This window comes from Streptomyces sp. NPDC058741, assembly GCF_042746715.1.
In the GTDB taxonomy this organism is placed as follows: Bacteria; Actinomycetota; Actinomycetes; order Streptomycetales; family Streptomycetaceae; genus Streptomyces.
This window is the reverse complement of the sequence record NZ_JBHYQH010000014.1, coordinates 130,592-154,681: the sequence shown is the minus strand read 5'-3', so window position 1 is coordinate 154,681 and position 24,090 is coordinate 130,592. Positions and strand designations below refer to the sequence as shown.

Genomic DNA, 24,090 nt, shown 5'->3' with positions numbered 1-24,090 from the left:
GCGCCCGCGCGGGCGCCGCTGCCGCTGCGGCCGGGTCGTCGTCGTGTCGTTCCGTCATCTCAGGTACGTCCCTCACGCTTCGGCGGGAGCGGGAAGAAGCCGCTGGTACGGGCCGTGTAGGCGGCCCAGCCGGGCCGTCCGGCCATGTGCCGCTCCAGCAGCCGCTTCCCGCTGCCCCGGGTCAGCAGCAGACTCATCACCAGCGGGGACACCACCGACACGGCGGCCGCCGCCGGGGAGCCGCACGCCATCAGGAACAGACCCCACCACACACAGAAGTCGCCGAAGTAGTTGGGGTGCCGGGTCCAGGCCCACAGCCCGCGGTCCATGATCCTGCCCCGGTTGGCGGGGTCGGCCTTGAAGCGGGCGAGCTGGGCGTCGCCGACCGCCTCGAAACCGAGGCCGACCGCCCACAGCGCGACCCCGGCCCAGAACAGCGCCGAGGGCGGGCCGGGCACGTACGAGGCGGCCTGGACGGGCAGGGACACCAGCCAGACCAGGGCCCCTTGCAGCAGGTAGACCATCCGCAGGGCGTAGAGGTTCCGGTTGCCGGGGGCCTTGGCGAGCATCGCCTCGTAGCGGGGGTCCTCGCCGTGGCCCCGGCCGCGGCGGGCGATGTGCGCCGCGAGACGCAACCCCCACACCGCCGTCAGCGTGGTCACCAGCAGCCGCCGCAACGGATCGCCGTGCCCGGCGGAGGCGGCGAGGGTCACGGCCGCCACGGCGGTGAAGCCGATCCCCCAGGCGACGTCCACGATCCGGTGGACGCCTGCGCGCACCGCGACGGCGAAGGTGACCAGCATGACGGCGAGGGCGGCGGCCGCGCTCCAGGCCAGGTTGGGCGCGAACGCGCTCCACGGGAAGCCGTTCACAGCGCCTCGTACCACTGGTGGGTGGTCGCCGGCATACCGCTGGCGCCACCGGGTCCGGGCCGGACGCTCAGGATCTGGTCGACGCCCATCCGGCCCTCCTCGAACGCCAGCGCCGCACCGACCAGGTAGAGCCGCCACACGCGTGCGGTCTCCTCACCCGTCAGGGCGACGAACCGGTCCCAGCGTTCCTCCAGGGTGCGGTGCCAGGCGCCGATCGTGCGGACGTAGTGCTCGCGCAGGGACTCGGTGTGCCGCACCTCCAGACCGGCGGCCTCCAGCAGGGCCGTCGTCTCGCCCAGGGGGCGCATGTGCATGTCGGGGGCGATGTACGCCTCGATGAACGGCCCGCCGCCGGGGGCGCTGCTGCCGCGCGACATCTGCTGCACCAGCACCCGCCCGCGGGGCCGGACGAGCCGGTGCAGGGCGGCGGCGAACGCCGGGTACTCGGCGTCGCCGACGTGCTCGCCCATCTCGACGGTGGCGACCGCGTCGAACGCGCCTCCCTCGATGTCCCGGTAGTCCTGGCACACCACCTCCACCCGCTCGGTCAGACCGCGTTCGCGGACCTGCTCTCGGACGTGGGCGGCCTGTTCCCGGGCCAGGGTCACCGCGGTGACGCGGACGCCGTGCTCGGCCGCGTGCAGGGTGAGCGACCCCCAGCCGCAGCCGATGTCCAGCAGCCGTGAGCCGGGTTCGAGGGCGAGTTTGCGGCGGATCAGCTCCAGCTTGGCCCGCTGGGCGGCGGCGGGCTTCGCATCCGCGCCCGGCTCGGTCCAGTAGCCGCAGGAGTAGGCCATGGTCTCGTCGAGGAGCAGGGCGTAGAAGTCGTTGGACAGGTCGTAGTGGTGGCTGATGGCGGCCCGGTCGCGGGCCCTGCTGTGCAGGCCGCCGCGCAGTCTGGCCTGGGAGGCGGGGGCGGCCGGGCGGGGGCCGATCACCCCGAGGCGGGCGGCGGCGGCGACCGCGCGGGCCCGGTCGGCGGGGGTGAGCCGGGGCGGGCGCAGGCCCCGTTCCCGCTGGGCGGCCCACACCGTGCGCAGCCCCTCGGCGAGGTCGCCCTCGACGTCGAGTTCGCCGGTGACGTAGGCCTGCGCCAGGCCCAGTTCGCCGGGCTGCCACAGCAGGCGGCGCAGGGCGCGACGGGAGCGCAGGACGACCACCGGCGCCTTGTCCGGGCCGGTCTCGCTGCCGTCCCAGGCGCGCAGCCGCACCGGCAGGGGCCCACCGAGCAGGTCCTCGGCGAGGGCGGCGAGGCGGTGGGCGGCGCCGGGCCGGGTGGTGAGAAGGGCGCGGGTCATCGGGCGGGGTTCTCCTTCGTGAACAGGTACTGCTGGACGTCGAGGTATCCGGCCCTGAACCCGGCCTCGGAGTAGGCGAGGTAGAAGGTCCACAGACGCCGGAAGGTCTCGTCGAAGCCGAGCGCCGCGACCTCGTCGGCTCGTCCGGTGAACCGCTCCCGCCACAGGCGCAGGGTCTCGGCGTAGTGCGGGCCGAAGGCGTCACGGCGGGCGAGGTCCAGCCCGGTGTGCTCGCGGACCGTCTCCTCGACGGCCCGTGTGGAGGGGCAGAAGCCGCCGGGGAAGACGTACTTGTGGATCCAGGTGTAGGTGTCGCGGGTGGCGAGCATCCGGTCGTGCGGCATGGTGATGGCCTGCAGCGCCAGCCGGCCGCCGGGGGCCAGCCGGGCGTCCAGGGTGCGGAAGTACACCGGCCAGAACTCGGCGCCGACGGCCTCGATCATCTCCACGCTGACGACGGCGTCGTACTGCCCGCGTGCCTCCCGGTAGTCGCACAGCTCCACGTGGACGCGGTCGGTGAGCCCCGCGGCGGCCACCCGTTCCCTCGCCAGCGCCTGCTGCTCCCGGGAGAGCGTGAGGGTGGTGACACGGGCGCCGCGGGCGGCGGCCCGCAGGGCGAGTTCGCCCCAGCCGGTGCCGATCTCCAGCAGCCTGGTGCCCGTGCCCACGTCGGCCAGGTCGAGCAGCCGGTCGATCTTGCGCTGCTGGGCGGCGGCGAGCCACTCCCACCGGGCGGGGAAGCCGCGGAAGACGGCGGAGGAGTAGCTGAGGGTGTCGTCGAGGAAGAGGGCGAACAGGTCGTTGGACAGGTCGTAGTGGCGGCTGATGTTCCTGCGCGAGCCGTCGGAGGTGTTGCGCTCCTCGTGGGGACGGCTCGGTGCCCACAGGCCGCGCAGGCGTTGCAGCGGGGCCGGGACCAGTTCGGCGGCGTGTCCGGCGAGCACGGTGAGGACGCCGACCAGGTCGGGGGCGTCCCACTCCCCGGCCATGTAGGACTCGCCGAACCCGATCAGGCCGTCGGTCCCGAGGCGGGCGTGGAAGGCGGCGGGGTCGCGCACGTCCAGCAGCGGGCCGCCCCGCCCGACGGTGTCCGCCCCCGCGAAGCGCACCCGCAGGGGCAGGTCGCGCAGGGCGCGGCGCACCAGGGCGGCGGTGACGGCGGTCCGCGTCCGGGACGCGCGGGGCACGGCGACGATGTCCGGCCAGCGGCCGGGATCCGCGGGGACGGGGCGCCGCGCCGAGTCCGCGGCGCCGGGGCGGTGTCGCGGGGGCGAGGGGACGGGGTGGGGCTCGGTGCCCGCCGGGGCGGGACGGTGTTCCGGGCCCGCCGGGACCGGCCGGGGGATGGTGTCCGCGGAGGCAGGGGCAGGGGGAGGGGCGAGCCGGTCTCCCAGGGCCGGGGTCTCGGGCCGGCGTTCCGCGTCCGCGATGCGGGGCCGGGGCTCCGGGACCGGGGCGTCCAGGCGGGGCTCCGGGACCACGGCGTCGGGCCGGGGCTCGGGGGCCGGCGGGGCGGGGCGGTGGCCGGGGCCACCGGCACGGGGCCGGTGGGCCGGGAGTCCGGCGTCCGGGTGACGTGCACCGTCCTCCGCGTCGGGCCGACGGTCCGAACCCGCCGCGTCGGGGCGGTGCCCGGGGTCCGCGGGGCCGGGGGCGGTGTCGGGGCGGCGGGCTGTTCTCATGTCGCGTTCTCCGGGGTGCGATGGCCGGGGCGGGGCTGGACGGGCAGTCCCCGCAGGTACAGGCGTATGCCGTGGGCGCGGATCGCGGCCGACACGGCGAGGGTGGACCAGGGGTGGCGCAGGGCCAGCCGCAGCAGGGCCGCCGGGCTCGCCGAGCGCCGGGTGCCGCGCAGCGTCGCGGTGAAGGCCCGGCCGCCCTCCCGGTCCAGGTGGACGGTCAGGGCCAGCCGCTCCCCCGGCAGGGGCAGCCGCATGCGGTATCCGCCGTCGACGGGGAAGAAAGGGGAGACGTAGAACTCCTTGGCGGTGCGCGCGGCGCCGGTGGCGTCGGGGTGCAGCAGGTAGCAGTGCCGGCCGCCGTAGGTGTTGTGCACCTCGGCGACCACGCAGCGCAGGTCGCCCGCCGGGCCGTGACACCAGTACAGGGTCAGGGGGTTGAAGACGTGGCCGAGGACGCGCGCGTGGGTGAGCATCAGCACGCGTCCGCCGTCCAGGCGGATGCCGTGCGCGGCGAGGAAGGCGTCCAGGCCCGCGCGGATCGAGGGCTGGTCGCCGGTGAAGTGGTCGCGGGGGTCGAACCGGGCGAGCGGCCTGAGCGGGCGGGGCAGCCGGGGCGGCCGGTCGGGGTCGAGCAGCCACAGGTAGGTGCGGTGCCGCAGCCCGTACCGCCGGGGGGTGGTCCGTACGTGCGTGATCGTGCAGGAGTACAGCGCGGGCACGGTGCTCACCAGCGCACTCCCAGCGCCGCGGCGGCCTCGGCGCCGGAGCGGCAGCCGTCCTCGTGGAACCCCCAGCCGTGGTAGGCGCCCGCGAACGCGCAGACACCGCTGGACAGTTCGGGCAGGAGCCGCTGCGCGGCCACCGACTCGGGGGTGTAGACCGGGTGTTCGTAGACCATGCGGGCCAGCACCCGCCCGGGGTCGACGCGGTCTTCGCCGCCCAGCGTCACCACGAACGTCTCGGCGGCGTCCAGGCGTTGCAGCCGGTTCATGTCGTAGCTGACCCGTACGCGGTCGGCGGCCGCGGTGCACGAGGGCATCAGGTAGTTCCAGGAGGCGCGGGCGCCGGGGGCGCGCGGCAGCAGCCGGGTGTCGGTGTGCAGGAGCGTGGTGTTGCGCGAGTAGCGGAACGCGCCCAGCACCCGGCGCTCCCGGTCGGTCGGGTCGGCCAGCAGCCGCAGCGCCTGGTCGGGGTGGGTGGCGATCACCACGGCGTCGTAGGACTCGGTGGTGCCGTCGCCGGTGGTGAGGTCGGCGCCGTCGGCGTGGCGCCGCACGGCCCGCACGGGGGTGCCGGTGCGGATGTCGCCGATGTGTTTGGCGACGCGTTCGACGTAGCGCTGCGAGCCGCCGGTGACCGTGCGCCACACCGGTGAGCCGCCGACCGACAGCAGCCCGTGGTGCGCGAGGAAGCGGAACAGGTAGGCCGCCGGGTACTGCTGGGCGGTGGCGGCGTCGCAGGACCACACGGCCGACACGAGCGGGGTGACGAAGTGGGTGCGGAAGTAGGCGGAGAAGCCCTCGCGCTCCAGGAACCGGCCGAGGGTGAGCGTGTCCTGCTCGCCGCGGGCCAGCAGGCGGCGGGCCGCGCGGTGGAAGGCGGGCACCTCGGTCAGCAGCCGCAGGTAGGGTCCCTCGGCCAGGTTGCGGCGCCGGGCGAACAGGCCGGCCGGGCCGCGGGCCCCGGCGTACTCCAGCCCGCACCCCTCGCACCGAACGGACATGCTCATCTCCGACTCCTGCGTGGCGACGCCGAGTTCGGCGAAGAGCCGCAGCAGGTGCGGGTAGGTGCGCCGGTTGTGCACGATGAAGCCGGAGTCGACGCGGTGCACGCGGCTGTCGTGGGGTGTCGTCAGCTCGTGGGTGTGCGCGTGCCCGCCGAGCCGGTCGTCGGCCTCGTACAGCGTGACGTGCCCGGCCCGGCCCAGGACGTACGCGGCGGTCAGGCCCGCCACACCGGAACCGACCACGGCCGTGCGCCGTCCGTGGCGCGCGCCGCCCTCCCGGTCGTGCCGGTGGCTGCTCGACGTCGGTCTCATCGCCTCTTGTCCCGCCCTTCGTGATCAGGGATCCGGGGGTAATCCGAGGCAGGCGGGGCGGCGGATTGGTGGCGGGTCAGGCCCGCGTCCGGCTCATCTGCGGCCCGGTGAGCGGACGAGCGCCGCGCCGAGCAGCATGCCCGCGGCGATGATCGTCACGATGGTGACCAGGTCGAGCAGGTCCTGGAAGCCCTTGATCGGGTGACCGCCGATGAGCGTGGTGAGTCCGCGCAGGCCGAGCGAGCCGACGGTGAGGGTGAAGAAGCCCGCGAGCACCAGGGGCAGGCGCGGGGGCCGTCCCGGCCGCCGGGCCACCAGGGCGGCCGTCGCCGAGAGCACGACGGCGGCGACGAAGGTGCCGCCGTTCTCCCCGACGAGTTTCGTCGCGCCCGCCTGCACCGCGAGGGTCAGGTAGGCGAGGAACAGCACCCAGCCGGACAGCCGGAACGGGATGCCGAAGGCGAAGACGGTGCCCATGGCGAAGACGGCCCAGGTGCCCGCCACGACCCAGCGGGACAGCTCCCCGGCGGCGGCGAAGTCGTCGAACCTGCTGAGCGGGGTGCCGGTGAGGGCCGCTCCGACGACGATGCCGACGTACAGCTGCAGCAGCAGCGCACCGGCGTAGACGAGGCGGATGGCGCCGGTGGTCACATGGCCCGCGACGGTCTCCGCGACGGCCGCGCTGAGGTAGTCGCCGGGGACGAAGAAGAACAGGGCGGGGAGCATCAGCAGGATCGCGCTGCCGTGCGAGGCGTCCCGGGCGAAGACGAGCAGCACCAGGGCGGAGACGCAGACGGCGGAGACCAGGGGCAGCACGAGCCGCAGCCGGGGCAGCACGTCCGACGCCCCGACGAGCAGCGCGACCAGGGAGGCGGTGACGGCGGTGGTGCCGATCTCGTACCAGGTGGCCTGCATCACCGGGGCGAACCCGACGGAGAACATGACGATGCCCGCCAGCCGCAGCCATCTCGGGTAGGGGTCGGGCGAGTCGGCGACGGCCGCCAGACGGGCCCGGGCGTCGGGCAACGCGACGTCTCCCCGCCGGACGGCCTCCACGAGCCGTTTGACCTCAGCGACCCGGTCCAGCCGGGCGACGTCCGGACGGGCGGTCACCACGAAGGTGCGCGTCCGCCCCCGCAGTCCGACGGTGACCGTGGCGGCGTCGGGCACGAGCTGGCTCTCGGCGCTGCCTCCGTACGCCCGGGCCACCTCGGCCAGGGTCCAGGCGATCATCTCGGCGCCCTCGCCGCTGGTGCGGATGAGCAGCTCGGCGAGGCTCGCGAGCAGGTCGCTCAGACCGGCGAGGTCCGCCTGCTGCTGTCGGGGTGGGGTCACGTGCGCACCTCGGTCGTGGAGTGACGCCCCTCAGGGCGCCGCCGCTCAGCGGTGCTCGGGGTTGTCGGCGCCCGGACGGCACCCGGCGTCCCACTGCGAGCGCTGGTTGCCGTGGGCCGGGATTCCCCCGGCGCGCTTCAGCAGGGCCGCGAGGTGCATCAGGTTCCAGGTCATGAAGCTGGTGTTGCGGTTGGTGAAGTCGTTCTCCGGGCCGCCGGAGCCCGGGTCGAGGTACGACGGCCCGGGCCCGGCGGCGCCGATCCAGCCGGCGTCCGCCTGGGGCGGGATGGCGTAGCCCAGGTGCTGGAGGCTGTAGAGGACGTTCATCGCGCAGTGCTTGACGCCGTCCTCGTTGCCGGTGATGAGGCAGCCGCCCGCGCGGCCGTAGTAGGCGTACTGGCCCTGGGAGTTGAGCAGTGAGGAGCAGGCGTAGAGGCGCTCGATGACCTTCTTGGTGACCGAGCTGTTGTCGCCCAGCCAGATCGGCCCGGCCAGGACCAGGATGTCCGCCGCCATCACCCTCTCGTACAGCGCGGGCCAGGCGTCCGTGGCGAAGCCGTGCTCGGTCATGTCCGGGTACACGCCGGGCGCGATGTCGTGGTCGACGGCGCGGATCTCGTCGGTGGTCACGCCGGCGGACTCCATGATCGAGCGGCTCTTGTCGATCAGGCCCTGGGTGTGGCTGAGCTGCGGGGACGGCTTGAGGGTGCAGTTGACGTAGAGCGCGGTGAGGTCGTCGTAGCGGTGCGGGGTGCCGGCGGAGGGTGAGGTGGTCATGGAGGCAGCGTCCCGCATATGGTCCGCTTTATCCCTTTTTGATGTCGGCCTTACGCCTTACGGAGTCATGACGTGCGCACGGATTCCGGCCACCGGGCGGTCCCGCGCGCCTAGCGTGCACGTATGCGCGTACTGGTCACCGGCGGTGCCGGGTTCATCGGGTCCCAAGTCGTCCCCGCCCTGCGCGAGCGCGGGCACGAGGCGGTCGTGTTCGACGTACGGGAGGATCCGCGTGCCGACGTGCGCGACCCGTCGGCCGTCCGGCGGGCCCTGGCCGGGGTGGACGCCGTGTGCCACCAGGCGGCGATGGTCGGGCTCGGCGACGGGGTCGCCGACGCGGCGGAGTACGTCTCCCGCAACGACCTGGGGACCGCGGTGCTGCTCGCCGCCATGGCGGAGTCGGGCGTGCGCCGTCTGGTGCTCGCCGGCTCCATGGTCGTCTACGGGGAGGGGCGCTACGTCTGCGCGCGGCACGGGGTGGTGAGGCCGGGTCCGCGTGCCGTCGCCGACCTCGACGCGGGCCGGTTCGAGCCCCTCTGCCCGGAGTGCGGCGAGGACCTCTCCCCCGGCCTGGTCGGCGAGGACGCCCCGGCAGATCCCCGGAACGTGTACGCGACGACCAAGCTGGCCCAGGAGCACCTGGCGGCGGCCTGGGCCCGCTGCACCGGGGGTTCGGCGGTGTCGCTGCGCTACCACAACGTGTACGGCCCCGGGATGCCCCGGGACACCCCGTACGCCGGGGTCGCCTCCCTCTTCCGCTCGGCGCTCGCCCTGGGCGAGGCGCCGCGCGTGTTCGAGGACGGGCGGCAGCGACGGGACTTCGTGCACGTCCGGGACGTGGCCGCGGCCAACGTGGTGGCGCTGGAGGCGGAGGCCGCGGCGGGGGCGCTCACGGCGTACAACACCGGCAGCGGAGACCCGCACACCGTCGGCGAGATGGCGCGCGCTCTCGCCGGCGTCTGCGGCGGGCCCGAACCGGTCGTGACCGGCGGGTACCGGCTCGGGGACGTCCGGCACATCACCGCCGACTCCTCGCTGCTGCGGACCGCGCTGGGGTGGAAGCCGGAGGTCGGCTTCGAGGAGGGCATGAGGGAGTTCGCGTGCGCCGGGATGCGCGAGGCGTAGCCCCTCCACGGACCGGTGGTGCCGCCCGTGAACAGACAGAAGCGGCGGCGGGCGGCACCACCACCTCGGAACGACACCCACCGGGGACCACCGGGGACCACCGGGGGTGTTGCGCACGGCCGCCCGGCCCGGGTGGGGCTCCACGATGCCCCGCACGATGGCCAGGCCCGGACCGCCGACCGGCCGGAAGTACGCGAGACGCAACCCCCGACGAACGCCCCGCGCTGCCCCGTCATCAGACAGGAGCAGCGGCGGGCAGGACCACCTCGAAGCGGCAGCCGCCGGGGATGTTCCGCACGGCCGCCCGGCCCTGGTGGGCCTCCACGATGCCCCGGACGATGGCCAGGCCCAGACCCGCGCCCGCCGGGGGCGTGCGGGCGTGGGTGCCGCGCCAGCCGGTTTCGAAGACACGCGGCAGATCGTCCTCCGGGATACCGCCGCAGCCGTCCGTCACCGACAGCACCACCCCCTCGGGGGAACGCTCCGCGGCGATCGCGACCGTGCCGTCGGCCGGGGTCCTGCGGATGGCGTTGACGAGCAGGTTGCCCAGCACGCGGCTCATCTCCTTGCCGTCCACCTCCACCGGCACCGGCTCGATCCGGCCGCCCACCAGCCGCACCCCGTGTTCCCGGGCGAGCGGATCGGCGCCCGCGAGCGCGTCGCCCACCAGGTCGTACAGGGACATCCGGGTGGGCATCAGGGACAGTGCGCCGGCGTGGATGCGGGAGAGCTCGAAGAGGTCGCCGACCATGCCGTCGAGGCGTTCGACCTCGGTGCGCATCTGCCGCAGGTAGCGGTCGGGGTCGGCGGCGACGCCGTCCTCCAGCGCCTCCGACATGGCGCGCAGTCCGGCGAGCGGCGTGCGCAGGTCGTGCGAGATCCAGGCGACGAGTTCGCGCCGTGAGGTCTCCAGGGCGCGTTCCCGCTCGCGGGACTCGGCGAGCCGGGCGCTGGTGGCCGCCAGTTCGCGGCTGAGGTACTCCAGTTCGGCGGTCGCCGGGCCGTCGGGGGCGGCGAAGTCGCCGCCGTCGCCGAAGGAGCGCGCGGCCGCCGCGAGCGCGTGGCTGCGGGCGACGACCCAGCGGCCGAGCAGCAGCGCGGTGGCGAGGGAGACGACGGCCGCCATGGCGACGACGGTCGTGACGACGGTCAGGTCGTGCGGCGACAGGAACATGGCCCAGGCGACGGCGAGGGTGCCCGCGAGCATGGCGACGACCCCGACGGCCGCGACCACGGCGAGCGAGGCGGTCAGCGAGCGGCGCCGGGTCAGGCGCAGGGTGCCCGCCCCGGCCAGTCCGGTACCGGCGGCCCCGGCGAAGGCGTACAGGGCGATGAGGAGGGTGTCGCCCACGGTCAGTCCTCCGCGCCCGCGGGATCGAAGCGGTAGCCGACGCCCCACACGGTCTGGATCAGGCGGGGCCGGGCCGGGTCGTCCTCGACCTTGCCGCGCAGCCGGCGGACGTGGACGGTGACGGTCGACAGGTCGCCGAAGTCCCAGCCCCACACCTCGCGCATGAGGTCCTCGCGGGCGAACGCCCGGCCCGGGTTGCGCAGGAAGAACGACAGGAGGTCGAACTCGCGCAGGGTGAGGGCGAGTTCCGTGCCGCCCTTGGTGGCGCGGCGGGCCTGCGGGTCGACGGTCAGGCCGGCCGCGCCCAGGCGGTGCGGCCCGCCGGAGCCGGGCCGGCTGCGGCGCAGCACCGACTCGACGCGCAGGACCAGTTCGCGCGGGCTGAAGGGCTTGGTGACGTAGTCGTCGGCGCCGACCTCCAGGCCCAGGATGCGGTCGTCCTCGTCGCCGCGGGCGGTGAGCATGATGACCGGCACCGGGCCCTGGCCGCGGATGCGCCGGCACACCTCCAGGCCGTCCATGCCGGGCAGCATCAGGTCGAGCACCACCAGGTCCGGCCGGTGCGCGGCGGCGCGGGTGAGGGCGGTGGGGCCGTCGTCGGCGCGGTCGACGGCGTACCCGGCGCGGTCCAGGTACCCGGCGACGACCTCCGCGACGGTCGGGTCGTCGTCGACGACGAGGATCCGGGGGGACCCGCCGGGAGTCCCGGTGGGCTCGTGGGGCTGTTGCATGCCCCCAGCGTGGCACCGCGCCGTCGCGCGCGGGAGCCCGGGCGGTGTCCCGGCCTCCGGCGTCCGTGTTTCGTAAGGAGCGACTGCCTGTTATGCCCCGTTCGCGTTCGTAGGGTGAGGACCGTGACGACGACTTCTCCCCCTGTCGACGTGGTGCTGCCCTGCCTGGACGAGGCCGCCGCCCTGCCCTGGGTGCTCGAGCGGATCCCGCCGGGCTGGCGCGCACTGGTCGTCGACAACGGCTCCTCGGACGGCTCCGCCGACATCGCGCGGGCGCTGGGCGCGACGGTGGTGCGCGAGCCCCGGCGGGGCTTCGGCGCCGCCTGCCACGCCGGACTGACCGCCGCCACCGCCGACGTGGTGTGCTTCTGCGACTGCGACGCCTCACTCGACCCCTCGCTGCTCGTGCCGTTCGTGCGCGAGGTGCGCCAGGGCACGGCCGACCTGGTGCTCGGCCGGCGCCGGCCACACGGCAGGGGTGCGTGGCCCGCGCACGCCCGGGCGGGGAACCTCGCCCTGGCGCGGATGCTGCGCCGCCGCACGGGGCTGCGTCTGCACGACCTCGGTCCGCTGCGCGCCGGCCGCCGGGAGCGGCTGCTCGCGCTGGACCTCGACGACCGGCGCAGCGGCTATCCGCTGCAGATGGTCGTCCGCGCGGCCGACGCCGGCTGGCGGATCGCCGAGCACGACGTGCCGTACCTGCCGCGCGCCGGGGCGTCGAAGGTGACGGGCACCTGGCGCGGCACCTGGCAGGCCGTACGGGACATGAGCCGCGTGCTGGGCGAGACGCCCGCGCGGGAGGGGGGAACCGTCCGTTGACCACGCTTCTCGTCATCGCCAAGGAACCGCGCCCCGGCCGGGTCAAGACCCGCCTGACACCGCCCTTCACGCCCGCTCAGGCGGCCGGACTGGCCGAGGCGGCCCTCGCGGACACCCTGCGCGCGGTGTCCGCCGCCCCCGCCGACCGGCGCGTCCTCGTCCTCGACGGCGCCCCCGGCCCGTGGCTGCCGCCCGGCTTCGACGTCGTACCCCAGTGCGCGGGCGGGCTGGACGAACGGCTGGCGGACGCCTTCGCCCGGTGCTCCGGTCCGGCCCTGCTCGTCGGCATGGACACCCCGCAGGTGACACCGGACCTGCTCGGCGTGGACTTCGGCGGGTGCGACGCCTGGTTCGGCCCGGCGGAGGACGGCGGCTTCTGGGCGCTCGGCCTGGCGCGCCCCGACCCCGCCCTGCTGCGGGGGGTGCCCATGTCGACGCCGCAGACGGGAGCCGTGCAGCGGCAGCGCCTGGTCGCGGCGGGGCTGCGGGTGCGCGATCTGCCGCGGCTGCGCGACGTCGACACCGCCGCCGACGCCCGGGCGGTCGCCGCGCTCGCCCCGCGAGGGGCCTTCGCGGCGCGGCTCGCCCGGTGTACGACGGCCGGTGCGCCCGCCGCCGTGCCGGGCCCGGGCCCGGTGTCGCCCCGATGAGCGCCCCGCCCGCCACGGCCCTCGCCTGGGCCGGCGCCGACCCCTACGCCGCCGCCCTGCGCGCCGGCCGCGGCCCGCTGTTCCTGCGCCGCGCGGACGGCTGGCTGCTGCCGCTTGAGGTGGAGCGCTGGTGCGCCCGGGCCGACGCGGTCGACCGGGACGTGCTGGACCGGTGCGAGGGGACGGTGCTGGACGTGGGCTGCGGGCCCGGACGGCTGGTGGCGGAGCTCGCCTCCCGAGGGCAGGCCGCCCTCGGCATCGACGTCAGTGAGGCGGCAGTGGAGCGCACCGTACGGCTCGGCGGGCAGGCGCTGCGGCGGTCGGTCTTCGAGCCGCTGCCCGGTGAGGGCCGCTGGGGCACGGTGCTGCTCCTGGACGGCAACGTCGGCATCGGCGGTGATCCGCGCGCCCTGCTGGACCGGGTGGCGCGCCTGCTGCGGCCCGGCGGCCTGCTCATCGCCGAGACGGCCCCGGTGGACGTCGACGAACGCGTGCCGGTCCGCATCACCGACGGCCGCGCCGGCACCGGGGCCCCCTTCCCCTGGGCCCGGCTCGGCACCCGGGCCCTGCTCGGCTACGCCCAGGGCTGGGAGCCGACCGGCCGGTGGACCGCAGGGGGACGCCGCTTCGCGGCCCTGCGCACGGGCGGCAACCGCGGCACCGGCGGTGACGCCGAGTCGCCGAGTCGCCGAGGACGACGGTGATCGGCAGCCGGTGCCCCGCAGCCGGTGACCGCCAGTCGTTCAACGGCAGCCGGTCACCGTGGTCGGTCACCCTCAGCCGGTGACCGGCAACCCACGACCCGCAGCCGGTGACCGCCAGTCGTTCAACGGCAGCCGGTCACCGTAGTCGGTCACCCTCAGCCGGTGACCGGCAACCCACGACCCGCAGCCGGTGACCGCCAGTCGTTCAACGGCAGCCGGTCACCGTAGTCGGTCACCCTCAGCCGGTAATCGGCAGCCCGCGGCCCGGGAACGCGTGAGCCGGAAGGCGGGGGCGGGCGGCGGGCCGGCGGCCGCCGCGGGTCAGCGGCTCTCCGGCACGCCGTCCTGCCCCGCCCCGCGCCGCTCCCGCGCGGACCGCAGCGCCAGTACCGCCGCCGAGCCGCCGAACAGCACCGCGGTGATCAGCAGCCAGCGGGCGAGGAACACGTCCGGGGGCAGTCCGGTCGCGGAGCGGTAGCGGTGGTCGACCAGGCCGGTGATCAGCGGGAACCACACGAGGAGCAGGAGCCCGGACAGGGCCGCCGGGACGCGCACGTACATCACCCAATCCCGGCGGCGGACCGCGCCGAGCCCCCGTACGAGCGCCCGGTCCGCGGCGGCGTACAGCGGGAGCAGGACCAGGTCGTGCAGCAGTGCCGCGCCCACGACCCAGAGCGCCACACCGAATGGATCGCCGGCGAGCAGGCGCACGCCCGCGTAGGCCGCGAGGGCGAACGAGCAGGCCAGGAGGAGCAGTTGCCAGGGGCTGCCGAGGACGAGGCGGGGGCGCATCACAGGGCTCCGAAGGTCAGCCGGGCCACCCACTTGGTGTTCAGCACACCGGGCGCCGCGGGCACGATGATCCGCGCCGGATGGCCGTGGTCGGGGGACAGGTCCTCGCCGTTGACCTGGAGGGCGAGCAGGGACCGGGGGTCGGCCACCTGGTCGGCGCTCAGGGCGGCCCTGCGGAAGGCGCCGTGCTGCTGGAGGGACTCCACGAGCACGTCCGGCGGGTCGTCCGCGTACCCGACGAGGGCCGCCAGGTCGCGCAGGCGCACCCCGCGCCACCACTGGTCCGACGTGGACCAGCCCTCCACGCAGGCGATGGGCAGGGCCGCGCTGTGCAGCGGCATGGCGGCGAGCTGGGCACGGCTGAGGCGGACCGTCCCCGTGCGGCCCGTGACGACGAGCCGCCACGCCTCCTCGCTCGTGCGGGCCGCGTCAATCCCGGCGCGGGCGGCGGTCTTGTTGATCTGGAAGCCGTTGGGGCCGCTGCCGGGATCTCCCCCGCCGTGCGGCGCGAGCAGGGCGGTGCGCCGCAGCACCCCGTCGAAGCTCTGCCCCACCGTCGTGGCGAACAGCAGCAGCGAACCGCCCCCGACGAACCACAGGGCGCCGCGCCGGGAGACGGTCGGTGCGGCGGGGCGCGGCGGCACCAGGTCGTTCCCCTCCTCGCGCAGCCGCCGCAGATTGCGCAGCGCGGCCGGCGTCTTGAGCACAGCGTGCGCCGTGAAGGCGGCGAAGAACACCCAGGCGCCGTAGAAGTGCAGGGGGTAGAAGGAGCCCGGGAAGACGTAGTCGAGCTGGACGTTGAGCACCCCGGTCACGAACTCGAACAGCCCGCCGCCGACCAGGAGCAGCAGCGAGACCCTCTCCAGGGCGTGCGCGAGCGAGCGCGCCGGGGGCCGTGCGAACAGGCGCGGGATCACCGACCACAGCTTGGCGAGCAGCACGGGGATGAGGGTGACGCCGAGGGTGACGTGGACACCCTGGTTGAGCCGGTACAGCCAGTGCGGGTGCGTCGGCCAGGCGAAGAGGTAGAAGCCCAGGATCCCCTTGTCCGGCGTCTTGTCGTTCACCGGCGACAGGCCCGGGTTGTACGCGGCGTAGGAGACCAGCCCCGTCACGAACAGCACGGTGACGCCGGCGAGCAGGACGAGGCCCAGCACGGAGGTGAACCAGGGGCCGCGCACGGGACTGCGCCAGAAGCCGGGGGACGTGGGGAGTCGTGGAGCGCGTGGATCGTCTCGCATGAGCCGACCGTAGGCCGGGGACGGTCCGCGCGAGGGTGTGCGGCCCATGACGAAACGCTGACGTCGGGCCCCGGCGGCGGCGCGGGGCGGGCCGGGCGGCCTAGCGTGCGGTTGTGATCAGTACCCCGACCCCCACCGCACCGTCCACCGAGCGGGCCCTCACGTCCCGGGGCGCGCGCCGGGACCTGTACGCCGCCGGGGCCGCCGTCCTGCTCGTGACGGCGGCCGTGCTGGTCGGCCGGCACATCCAGGCGGCCCGCCGCACCCTGTTCGTCGACTGGCCGCCGCTGCTGGCGTCCTGGGGGCCGCACCTCGGCCCGGGCACACCGGCGGCCCTGCTGGTGGCGGTGGCCACCGTGGCGTACGGGCCCTCCCTCGCGGCCCGGCTGCCCTGGCGGGCCCTGCTGGCGGCGGCCTGGGGCGCGGCGACGGCCTGGATCCTCTCGCTCGCCCTGGTCGACGGATGGCACCGCGGCATCGCCCGCCGGCTCACCACCCGCTATGAATACCTGCAGGTCATCGATCGCTTCCAGGACATTCCCGCGACCCTGCGCGGCTTCACCGGGCACATCCTGCTCGACTCCCCCGACAACTGGCCCGCCCACGTCGCCGGTCATCCGCCCGCCGCCACGCTGACGTTCGTGCTGCTCGACCGGATCGGGCTGCGCGGCGGCGGCTGGGCGGGGATGTGGTGCGTCACCGTCGGGGCGACGGCCTGCGTGGCGGTCCTGGTCACCGTCAGGGCCCTGGCCGGCGAGGCCCCGGCACGCCGGGCGGCCCCCTTCCTGGTGCTGGCCCCGGCGGCCGTGTGGATGGGCACGTCGGCCGACGCGTACTTCGCGGCGGTGGCGGCGTGGGCGGTGGCCTTCCTGGCGCTCGCGCTCACCACCCGCTCCCCGGCGTGGGCCGGGGCGTCCGGGCTGCTGTTCGGCCTGACCTGCTTCCTGTCGTACGGCCTGACGCTCGTCGCGCTGATCGCGGGGACGGTCCTCGTGCTCGGCCGGGACGGCGTGCGGGACCGCCCGGTGCTGCTGGTGCCGCTGTCGGCCGGACTGGCCGTGGTCCCGGTGGTGTTCACGCTCGCGGGCTTCGACTGGTGGGAGGCCTACCGGCTGCTGGTCACGCGTTATCACCAGGGCGCGGGCGGCATCCGCCCCTACGGCTACTGGGTATGGGCCAACCTGGCGTGCGCGGTGCTGATCACGGGGCCGGCGACGGCGGCGGGGCTGCGGCGGGCGGGGGCCGTGCCGGCGCGGGGGCGCGGCGGAGCGCGGGACGGGACCGGCGGGGAGGCCCGCGGTGAGCTGCGGCTGGCGTGTCTCGTGGCCGCCGGCCTGCTCGCCCTGCTGGTCGCCGACCTGTCCGGCATGAGCAAGGCGGAGACGGAGCGGATCTGGCTGCCGTTCGCGCTGTGGCTGCTGCCGTCGTGCGCGCTGCTGCCCCGTCCCCGTGCCTGGCTGGCCGCCCAGGCGGCGCTCGCGTTGGCCCTGAACCACCTGCTGCTGACGGGGTGGTGAGCGGGCGGCGTCAGAGGACGTCGCGGGTGAGGCGGGCCGCGGTGGAGGTCGGGGTCGCGCCGCGCTGCACGAGGGCGGGGGCGCCCGGCCGCGCGTCCCGTGCCGCTCAGGTCCCAGCCCGTGCGCCGGGCGGCGTCAGCCACGGGCGTCCCGTCCTCCGGCGCCGTCCTCCGGCGTCCCGCTCGCCTGCCCGGCCGGTTCCCGGCTCCGCGGGGCGCGCTGCCCGCCGTTCTGGTGGCGCAGCCGCACCTCGACCAGGCCGTCGGTGGTCCGGGTCTCGAAGGAGGGCTGGGGGGCGGTGGCCGGGCCGCGTACGTTCCAGCCGTCGGAGAGGCGGAAGACGCTGCCGTGCCACGGGCAGCGGACGCAGCCGTCGGCGACGGTGCCCTCGGCGAGCGGTCCGGCGAGGTGGCTGCAGCGCTCGGCCAGCGCGTGGATCTGCCCGCCCGTCTCGCGCACGACCAGCAGCGGCACGTCGTCGACGGTCCGGCGCACCGGTTCCCCGGCCGGGAACTCGTCGACGGTGCCGATCAGGTGCCAGCCCTCGGAGACCACGTGCGGGACCTCTTCGGCGTGGTTGGCGCCGGAGGCCTGCCGGTACGCGAGGTGGCCGCCCAGCATGCCGCCGAGGCCGACCGCCGTCAGGCCGAGGAAACCGTAGGTCCGGCCCGCCGCCTCGCGTCCCCGGACCCGACTGACGAGGGAGGCGGCGTAGAGGCCGACGGCCGTGGTGTTGGACAGGGCGTGCGCGAGTCCCACGCGCTGCTGCTGCGGGTGCAGCTCCGCCCAGTCGACCCAGCCGGTCACGGCCGCGGGCGCGGCGGTGGCCAGTCCGAGTCCGACCAGCAGCCGGGACTCGCGGGAGTGGCCGCGGCGGAGGTCGAGGACCGCCGCCGACAGCCAGCTCCCGATCGGCACCTGCACCGTCAGCGGGTGCACCGGGTGGCCCAGCCACCGTCCGTGCAGGAGGTCCCGGCCGCGTCCCAGGGGCAGGGCCTGGACCCGCTTGCGCAGCGTGTCGATCACCGCGTCGGCCCGGGGGTCGCGTTCCAGGCGGTCCAGCAACCACAGGACCCGGTTCTGCCGCAGCGCGCGGCGGCGTGGCGTAGCGCTCATGCGCCACCGGGTTTCCCACGGCCCGGGACGCCAAACGGCCGGACGTGACGAAGGCCGTACGTCGGCCGCCCGGCCGGACGCACGCGCGGACGTGGCCGTCACTCTCGTTCCCCGACCGTCTCGCGGGCCCGGGGTGCCTCGTCCGGGGAGACGGTGTGGGTCGCCGGGTGGGACGTGTTCAGCTCTCCGGCCACCGGCCGGTCCGGCGGCATCGGGACGCAGCGCCGCCCGTGCCGCTGGGCGCCCCCGGATCGTCCGGCCCTCGCTGACCACCGCGCCCGGGGGAACTCGTCCCCGCGTCGGCCGTCGGCGGTGCCGTGCCTTTCGCCGGGCTGGATCACACCCTCCGGGCGCCGGTGGCCGGGCGGCGGGTGAGCAGCCCGCCCGGGGCGATCACGCCGATGCCCAGGAAGAAGTGCAGCCGGTCGTCGGCCGTGTTCAGCGGGACGAAGCCGGCGGCCGAGTCGTGGGGGATGAGCAGGCCGTACAGCCGCAGCACGAGGTAGACGGCGCCACCGGCCAGCAGGTAGGCGCGGGCCGAGGAGGCGGCGCGCGCCCGGCGCCGTGCGGGCCGAGCGCCGTCCGGCCGTGACGGCCGCTCCCGCCGGGGCGGCGGCGACGGCCACCCGGCGCAGAGCCGTACGGCGTCCTCCGCCCCAGCCGCCGTGCACCGCGCCCTCACCGGACGCCGGTACGTGCAGCGCCCCCCGGGTGGGTGGGGCCATCTCGTCGGCGGATGGGCCTTGTCCGTCTGCCGTGCCGTGGCCCGCTCGGCGAGTCCCGGGGCGATCCGGGACCGGCACACCAGGGCGCGGCCCGCGGCGCCGACCACCAGTTCGCGGCGCGAAGCAGGATGCTGCAGCTCAACGGCCCGTCGGCGACAGGTGATTGACGCCCGGTACCGGCGTGGGTGACGATCCGGGGCGGGGCCTTCGAGAGCCGGCGCCGGCACGGGGAGAGCGAGATCACAGGCCGGGCGAGGGAAAGGTCACAGTCTCGCCCTCTGCTCCTCCTTCGTGCTCGTGTCCTAGCATCCGAACATGACGGTCCTGCCTGACGACGGGCTTGAACTGGCCGGCGAGTTCCCTCACGTGCCCCAGGAGCAGTGGCAGCGCCTTGTGGCGGGTGTCCTGCGCAAATCGGGCAAGGACGTCGAGGGTGCCGAGGCCGAGGAAGCCCTCTCCACCGCGCTGGAGGACGGGTTGCGCACCCGGCCCCTCTACACCGCGCGCGACACCTCACCCGAGCCTGGTCTCCCCGGATTCGCGCCCTTTGTGCGCGGCGGCCGCGCCGAGGGGAACACGGTCGGCGGCTGGGACGTACGGCAGCGGCACACCACGCCCGACCGGGACACCGTCCTGGCGGACCTGGAGAACGGCGTCACCTCGCTGTGGCTGGCCGTGGGCGACGGCGGCATCCCGGTGTCCTCCCTCGGCACGGTCCTCGACGGCGTCTATCTGGACCTCGCCCCGGTCGTCCTGGACGCCGGGCGCGAGACCGAACCGGCCGCGCGGGCGCTGCTGCGGCTGCACGAGGAGCGCGGGGTCTCCCCGGACGCGGCGCGCGGCAGCCTGGGCGCGGATCCGCTCGGGCTCCAGGCCCGGACGGGACAGCCCGGTGACGTCGCGCCGGCGGCGGAGCTCGCGCGGCTGTGCGCCGACCGGTACCCCGGGCTGCGGGCGCTGACCGTGGACGCGTTGCCGTACCACGAGGCCGGCGGTTCGGCCGCCCAGGAGCTGGGCGCCTCGCTGGCCACGGCGGTGGCGTACCTGCGGGAGCTGACCGGGGCCGGACTGAGCGTCGAACAGGCCTGCGGGCAGCTGGAGTTCCGCTACGCCGCGACCGCCGACCAGTTCCTGACGATCGCCAAGCTGCGGGCCGCGCGGCGCCTGTGGGCGCGGGTGGCCGAGGTGTGCGGCGCCCCGGCCGCCGGGGCGCAGCGCCAGCACGTGGTGACCTCGCCGGTGATGATGACGCGCCGCGACCCGTGGGTGAACATGCTGCGCGCCACCATCGCCACGCTGGCCGCCGGGACGGGCGGGGCGGACGCGGTCACCGTGCTGCCCTTCGACCACGCCCTGGGCCTGCCGGACGCCTTCGCCCGGCGGATCGCCCGCAACACCTCCACGATCCTCATCGAGGAGTCGCACCTGGCCCGGGTGATCGACCCGGCGGGCGGCTCCTGGTACGTCGAGCGGCTCACCGACGAACTGGCCCACGCGGGCTGGGAGTTCTTCCAGCGCATCGAAGGGCTCGGCGGCATGGCGGCGGCCCTGCGCTCCGGGGACGTCGAGCGGGACCTCGCCGGGACCTGGCAGGCGCGGACCGCCCGGCTCGCCAAGCGGCGCGAACCCGTCACGGGGGTCAGCGAGTTCCCGCACCTGGCGGAGAAGCCGGTCGTGCGCGAGAGCGCCCCCGAGCAGCCGTCCGGCGGGCTGCCGCGGGTGCGGCGCGACGAGGCGTACGAGGCGCTGCGCGCCCGCTCCGACGCGCATCTCGCCGCCACCGGCTCCCGGCCGCGGATCTACCTCGCCGCGCTCGGCCCGGCCGCCGCGCACACCGCGCGCCTCACCTTCGCCTCGAACCTCTTCCAGGCGGGCGGCATCGAGCCGGTCACCGAGGGCCCCTTCGAGGAGAGCGGCGCGACGGAGGCGGTGCTGTGCTCCAGCGACGCCCTGTACGCGGAGCAGGCGGCCGGCAAGGCCGCGGAACTGCGCGCGGCCGGCGCCTCGCACGTGTTCCTCGCCGGGCGGCCCGGTGAGTACCCGGGTGTCGACGCGTACGTCTTCGCGGGCTGCGACGCCGTGGCCGTGCTGTCCGCGACCCTCGACCGCATGGGAGTGTCCTGATGACCGCCCCCTTCAGCATCCCCGACTTCTCCGGGATCGAGCTGGGCACCCCGGCCCCCGACGGCGGCCCCGACGAGTGGCGCGCGGCGGTCAAGAACGCCTCCGGCGGCGACGACCTGCTGTGGGAGACCCCGGAGGGCATCGACGTCAAGCCGCTGTACACCGGCCGCGACCTGGAGGGCCTGGACTTCCTGGAGACGTACCCGGGCGCGGCGCCGTACCTGCGCGGCCCGTACCCGACGATGTACGTCAACCAGCCCTGGACGATCCGCCAGTACGCCGGTTTCTCGACGGCCGAGGAGTCCAACGCCTTCTACCGGCGCAACCTCGCGGCCGGGCAGAAGGGCCTGTCGGTCGCCTTCGACCTGCCCACGCACCGCGGCTACGACAGCGACCACCCGCGGGTGACCGGTGACGTCGGCATGGCGGGCGTGGCCATCGACTCGATCTACGACATGCGGCAGCTGTTCGACGGGATCCCGCTGGACAGGATGACCGTGTCGATGACGATGAACGGCGCGGTGCTGCCCGTGCTGGCGCTGTACATCGTCGCCGCCGAGGAGCAGGGCGTGCCGCCGGAGAAGCTGGCGGGGACCATCCAGAACGACATCCTCAAGGAGTTCATGGTCCGCAACACCTACATCTATCCGCCGAAGCCGTCGATGCGGATCATCTCCGACATCTTCGCCTTCACCTCGCAGCGGATGCCGCGCTACAACTCCATCTCGATCTCCGGCTACCACATCCAGGAGGCGGGCGCGACGGCCGACCTGGAGCTGGCGTACACGCTGGCGGACGGCGTGGAGTACATCCGGGCCGGCCGTGAAGCCGGCCTGGACGTGGACGCGTTCGCGCCCCGGCTGTCGTTCTTCTGGGCGATCGGCATGAACTTCTTCATGGAGGTCGCCAAGCTGCGCGCGGCGCGCCTGCTGTGGGCGAAGCTGGTGAGGCAGTTCGACCCGCAGAACTCCAAGTCGCTGTCGCTGCGCACCCATTCGCAGACCTCGGGATGGTCGCTGACCGCGCAGGACGTGTTCAACAACGTCACGCGCACGTGTGTCGAGGCGATGGCGGCCACCCAGGGCCACACGCAGTCGCTGCACACCAACGCCCTCGACGAGGCGCTCGCGCTGCCGACCGACTTCTCGGCGCGCATCGCCCGCAACACGCAGCTGCTGCTGCAGCAGGAGTCCGGCACCACCCGCGTGATCGACCCGTGGGGCGGCAGCGCGTACGTCGAGAAGCTGACGTACGACCTCGCCCGGCGTGCCTGGCAGCACATCCAGGAGGTCGAGCAGGCGGGCGGCATGGCCAAGGCCATCGACGCGGGCATCCCGAAGCTGCGCATCGAGGAGGCCGCGGCCCGCACCCAGGCCCGCATCGACTCGGGCCGCCAGCCGGTGATCGGCGTCAACAAGTACCGTGTGGAGACCGACGAGCAGATCGACGTGCTCAAGGTCGACAACTCCTCCGTGCGCGCCCAGCAGATCGAGAAGCTGCGGCGGCTGCGCGCCGAGCGCGACGAGACGGCCTGCCGGGACGCCCTGGACGCGCTGACGCGGGCCGCCGCCGACGAGGGCAACCTGCTGGAGCTGGCCGTGCACGCGGCCCGGTCGAAGGCCACCGTCGGGGAGATCTCCGACGCCCTGGAGAAGGTGTACGGCCGGCACGCGAGCCAGATCCGTACGATCACCGGCGTGTACCGCAACGAAACCGGAGAGTCCCCGAGCGTGGACCGCACCCGCACCCTGGTGTCCGCCTTCGAGGAGGCCGAGGGACGCCGGCCGCGCATCCTGGTCGCCAAGATGGGCCAGGACGGACACGACCGCGGCCAGAAGGTGATCGCCACCGCCTTCGCCGACCTGGGCTTCGACGTGGACGTCGGCCCGCTGTTCCAGACGCCCGCCGAGGTGGCGCGGCAGGCCGTCGAGGCGGACGTGCACATCGTCGGCGTCTCGTCGCTGGCGGCCGGTCACCTCACCCTCGTCCCGGCGCTGCGCGAGGCGCTGGCCGAGGAGGGCCGCGAGGACATCATGGTCGTGGTCGGCGGCGTGATCCCGCCGCAGGACGTGCCGACGCTGCTTCAGATGGGCGCGGCGGCCGTCTTCCCGCCCGGGACGGTGATCCCGGACGCGGCGTACGACCTGGTGAAGCGGCTGTCGGACGACCTCGGGCACGACCTGTGATCGATGTCGACGCGTATGTGAAGGGCGTGCTCGACGGGAAGCGGGCGCTGGTCGCCCGCGCCATCACGCTCGTCGAGTCGACCCGGCCGCAGCACCGCGCGCTGGCCCAGGAGTTGCTGACGGCGCTGCTGCCGCACAGCGGCCGGGCGCGGCGCATCGGGATCAGCGGGGTGCCCGGGGTGGGCAAGTCGACGTTCATCGACGCGTTCGGCACGCTGCTCACCGGGCTCGGGCACCGGGTCGCGGTCCTCGCCGTCGACCCGTCCTCCAGCCGTACGGGCGGCTCCATCCTGGGCGACAAGACCCGGATGGAGCGCCTGGCGGTGGACCCGGCGGCGTTCGTGCGCCCCTCCCCCACCGCGGGCACGCTCGGCGGCGTCGCCAAGGCCACCCGCGAGTCGATCGTGGTGATGGAGGCGGCCGGCTACGACGTGGTCCTGGTGGAGACGGTCGGGGTCGGCCAGTCGGAGACGGCCGTGGCGAACATGGTCGACTCCTTCCTGCTGCTCACCCTCGCCCGCACCGGCGACCAGCTCCAGGGCATCAAGAAGGGCGTGCTGGAGCTGGCCGACGTGATCGCCGTCAACAAGGCGGACGGTCCGCACGAGCGCGACGCCCGGGCCGCCGCCCGGGAACTGGCGGGCGCGCTGCGGCTGATGCACGGCAAGGACGCGTTCTGGACGCCGCCGGTGCTGCACTGCAGCGCCCGCGAGTCGACGGGGCTGGACGCGGTCTGGGAGCGCCTGGAGCAGCACCGCACGCTGCTGGACTCCACCGGCCGTCTCACCGCCAAGCGGCGCGACCAGCAGGTCGACTGGACCTGGACGATGGTCCGCGACGAGCTCCTCGGCCGCCTGCACGCCGACCCGGCGGTCCGGGCACTGGCCCCCGTGCTGGAACAGCGGGTCAGGCTGGGCGAGTTGACGCCGACACTGGCGGCGGAGCGGATCCTCGGGGCGCTCGGGGGTGCCGGCGGTCCCGGGGACACGACCTCCTGACGCCGAGAG

At 75.1% G+C, this 24,090-nt stretch carries 21 protein-coding genes; 8 read left to right on the top strand and 13 right to left on the bottom strand.

Going from position 1 to position 24,090, the window contains the following annotated elements; translation table 11 throughout:
* Window positions 1-59: 59 nt before the first annotated feature.
* The 7 genes from ACFW6P_RS14725 to ACFW6P_RS14695 form a co-directional block, all read right to left on the bottom strand.
* Complete coding sequence (locus ACFW6P_RS14725; protein ID WP_386348080.1) at window positions 60-872, bottom strand: DUF1295 domain-containing protein; 813 nt, start codon at window positions 870-872, stop codon at window positions 60-62.
* Window positions 869-2,170 (bottom strand): class I SAM-dependent methyltransferase, encoded by a 1,302-nt coding sequence (locus tag ACFW6P_RS14720; protein ID WP_386348077.1) that lies wholly within the window; start codon window positions 2,168-2,170, stop codon window positions 869-871. The genes ACFW6P_RS14725 and ACFW6P_RS14720 overlap by 4 nt, the downstream gene beginning before the upstream one ends.
* A complete protein-coding gene (locus ACFW6P_RS14715) occupies window positions 2,167-3,366 on the bottom strand; it encodes a class I SAM-dependent methyltransferase (RefSeq protein ID WP_386348113.1) in 1,200 nt (399 codons plus the stop codon). Before ACFW6P_RS14715 ends, ACFW6P_RS14720 begins: the two co-directional genes overlap by 4 nt.
* 482 nt (window positions 3,367-3,848) lie before the next feature.
* Window positions 3,849-4,580 carry a DUF1365 domain-containing protein gene (locus ACFW6P_RS14710; protein ID WP_386348075.1) on the bottom strand — a complete coding sequence of 244 codons (732 nt, stop codon included), beginning with the start codon at window positions 4,578-4,580 and terminating at the stop codon, window positions 3,849-3,851.
* The gene (locus ACFW6P_RS14705) at window positions 4,577-5,890 is read right to left on the bottom strand and encodes an NAD(P)/FAD-dependent oxidoreductase (protein WP_386348072.1); all 1,314 of its coding nucleotides are present in this window, start codon (window positions 5,888-5,890) and stop codon (window positions 4,577-4,579) included. The genes ACFW6P_RS14710 and ACFW6P_RS14705 overlap by 4 nt, the downstream gene beginning before the upstream one ends.
* Window positions 5,891-5,983: 93 nt before the next feature.
* Entirely contained in the window at window positions 5,984-7,225 is a 1,242-nt protein-coding gene (locus ACFW6P_RS14700) for a threonine/serine exporter ThrE family protein (protein WP_386348069.1), read from the bottom strand.
* Window positions 7,226-7,270: 45 nt separating this feature from the next.
* On the bottom strand, window positions 7,271-8,002 hold the full coding sequence (locus ACFW6P_RS14695) for a flavodoxin family protein (RefSeq protein ID WP_386348066.1): 732 nt from the start codon (window positions 8,000-8,002) through the stop codon (window positions 7,271-7,273).
* 123 nt (window positions 8,003-8,125) lie between these two features.
* Here ACFW6P_RS14695 and ACFW6P_RS14690 point away from each other — a divergent pair, with 123 nt between their 5' ends.
* Window positions 8,126-9,127 carry an NAD-dependent epimerase/dehydratase family protein gene (locus tag ACFW6P_RS14690; protein ID WP_386348063.1) on the top strand — a complete coding sequence of 334 codons (1,002 nt, stop codon included), beginning with the start codon at window positions 8,126-8,128 and terminating at the stop codon, window positions 9,125-9,127.
* 235 nt (window positions 9,128-9,362) lie between these two features.
* Here ACFW6P_RS14690 and ACFW6P_RS14685 read toward each other — a convergent pair whose 3' ends face one another.
* Together ACFW6P_RS14685 and ACFW6P_RS14680 are read right to left on the bottom strand one after the other, a co-directional pair.
* Window positions 9,363-10,478: a sensor histidine kinase gene (locus ACFW6P_RS14685; protein WP_386348060.1), complete on the bottom strand. Its 1,116-nt coding sequence runs from the start codon at window positions 10,476-10,478 to the stop codon at window positions 9,363-9,365.
* A gap of 2 nt (window positions 10,479-10,480) precedes the next feature.
* On the bottom strand, window positions 10,481-11,209 hold the full coding sequence (locus tag ACFW6P_RS14680; protein ID WP_386348058.1) for a response regulator transcription factor: 729 nt from the start codon (window positions 11,207-11,209) through the stop codon (window positions 10,481-10,483).
* 114 nt (window positions 11,210-11,323) lie between these two features.
* On the opposite strand from ACFW6P_RS14680, the gene ACFW6P_RS14675 reads away from it, so the two are divergent.
* From ACFW6P_RS14675 to ACFW6P_RS14665, 3 genes are read left to right on the top strand one after another with little or no spacing between them, the layout of a single operon-like run.
* Window positions 11,324-12,028, top strand: coding sequence for a glycosyltransferase family 2 protein (locus ACFW6P_RS14675; protein ID WP_386348055.1), 705 nt, complete (start codon window positions 11,324-11,326; stop codon window positions 12,026-12,028).
* A complete protein-coding gene (locus ACFW6P_RS14670; protein ID WP_386348052.1) occupies window positions 12,025-12,678 on the top strand; it encodes a DUF2064 domain-containing protein in 654 nt (217 codons plus the stop codon). Before ACFW6P_RS14675 ends, ACFW6P_RS14670 begins: the two co-directional genes overlap by 4 nt.
* Complete coding sequence (locus ACFW6P_RS14665; RefSeq protein ID WP_386348049.1) at window positions 12,675-13,382, top strand: class I SAM-dependent methyltransferase; 708 nt, start codon at window positions 12,675-12,677, stop codon at window positions 13,380-13,382. The genes ACFW6P_RS14670 and ACFW6P_RS14665 overlap by 4 nt, the downstream gene beginning before the upstream one ends.
* A 321-nt stretch (window positions 13,383-13,703) precedes the next feature.
* Here ACFW6P_RS14665 and ACFW6P_RS14660 read toward each other — a convergent pair whose 3' ends face one another.
* A complete protein-coding gene (locus tag ACFW6P_RS14660; protein WP_386348046.1) occupies window positions 13,704-14,174 on the bottom strand; it encodes a hypothetical protein in 471 nt (156 codons plus the stop codon).
* Window positions 14,174-15,415 carry a molybdopterin-dependent oxidoreductase gene (locus tag ACFW6P_RS14655; RefSeq protein ID WP_386348044.1) on the bottom strand — a complete coding sequence of 414 codons (1,242 nt, stop codon included), beginning with the start codon at window positions 15,413-15,415 and terminating at the stop codon, window positions 14,174-14,176. Before ACFW6P_RS14655 ends, ACFW6P_RS14660 begins: the two co-directional genes overlap by 1 nt.
* Window positions 15,416-15,528: 113 nt before the next feature.
* Between ACFW6P_RS14655 and ACFW6P_RS14650 the strand changes: the two genes are divergently transcribed.
* Complete coding sequence (locus ACFW6P_RS14650; RefSeq protein ID WP_386348041.1) at window positions 15,529-16,932, top strand: hypothetical protein; 1,404 nt, start codon at window positions 15,529-15,531, stop codon at window positions 16,930-16,932.
* A gap of 135 nt (window positions 16,933-17,067) precedes the next feature.
* On the opposite strand, the gene ACFW6P_RS14645 is transcribed toward ACFW6P_RS14650, so the two are convergent.
* Together ACFW6P_RS14645 and ACFW6P_RS14640 are read right to left on the bottom strand one after the other, a co-directional pair.
* Window positions 17,068-18,048, bottom strand: coding sequence for a Rieske 2Fe-2S domain-containing protein (locus tag ACFW6P_RS14645; protein WP_386348038.1), 981 nt, complete (start codon window positions 18,046-18,048; stop codon window positions 17,068-17,070).
* A 337-nt stretch (window positions 18,049-18,385) separates the two neighbouring features.
* On the bottom strand, window positions 18,386-18,730 hold the full coding sequence (locus ACFW6P_RS14640) for a DUF4383 domain-containing protein (protein WP_386348036.1): 345 nt from the start codon (window positions 18,728-18,730) through the stop codon (window positions 18,386-18,388).
* 358 nt (window positions 18,731-19,088) lie between these two features.
* On the opposite strand from ACFW6P_RS14640, the gene ACFW6P_RS14635 reads away from it, so the two are divergent.
* From ACFW6P_RS14635 to meaB, 3 genes are read left to right on the top strand one after another with little or no spacing between them, the layout of a single operon-like run.
* A complete protein-coding gene (locus tag ACFW6P_RS14635) occupies window positions 19,089-20,897 on the top strand; it encodes a methylmalonyl-CoA mutase family protein (protein WP_386348033.1) in 1,809 nt (602 codons plus the stop codon).
* Complete coding sequence (gene scpA / locus ACFW6P_RS14630) at window positions 20,897-23,083, top strand: methylmalonyl-CoA mutase (RefSeq protein ID WP_386423804.1); 2,187 nt, start codon at window positions 20,897-20,899, stop codon at window positions 23,081-23,083. The genes ACFW6P_RS14635 and scpA overlap by 1 nt, the downstream gene beginning before the upstream one ends.
* Window positions 23,080-24,081 carry a methylmalonyl Co-A mutase-associated GTPase MeaB gene (gene meaB, locus ACFW6P_RS14625; protein WP_386348029.1) on the top strand — a complete coding sequence of 334 codons (1,002 nt, stop codon included), beginning with the start codon at window positions 23,080-23,082 and terminating at the stop codon, window positions 24,079-24,081. Before scpA ends, meaB begins: the two co-directional genes overlap by 4 nt.
* Window positions 24,082-24,090: the final 9 nt, after the last annotated feature.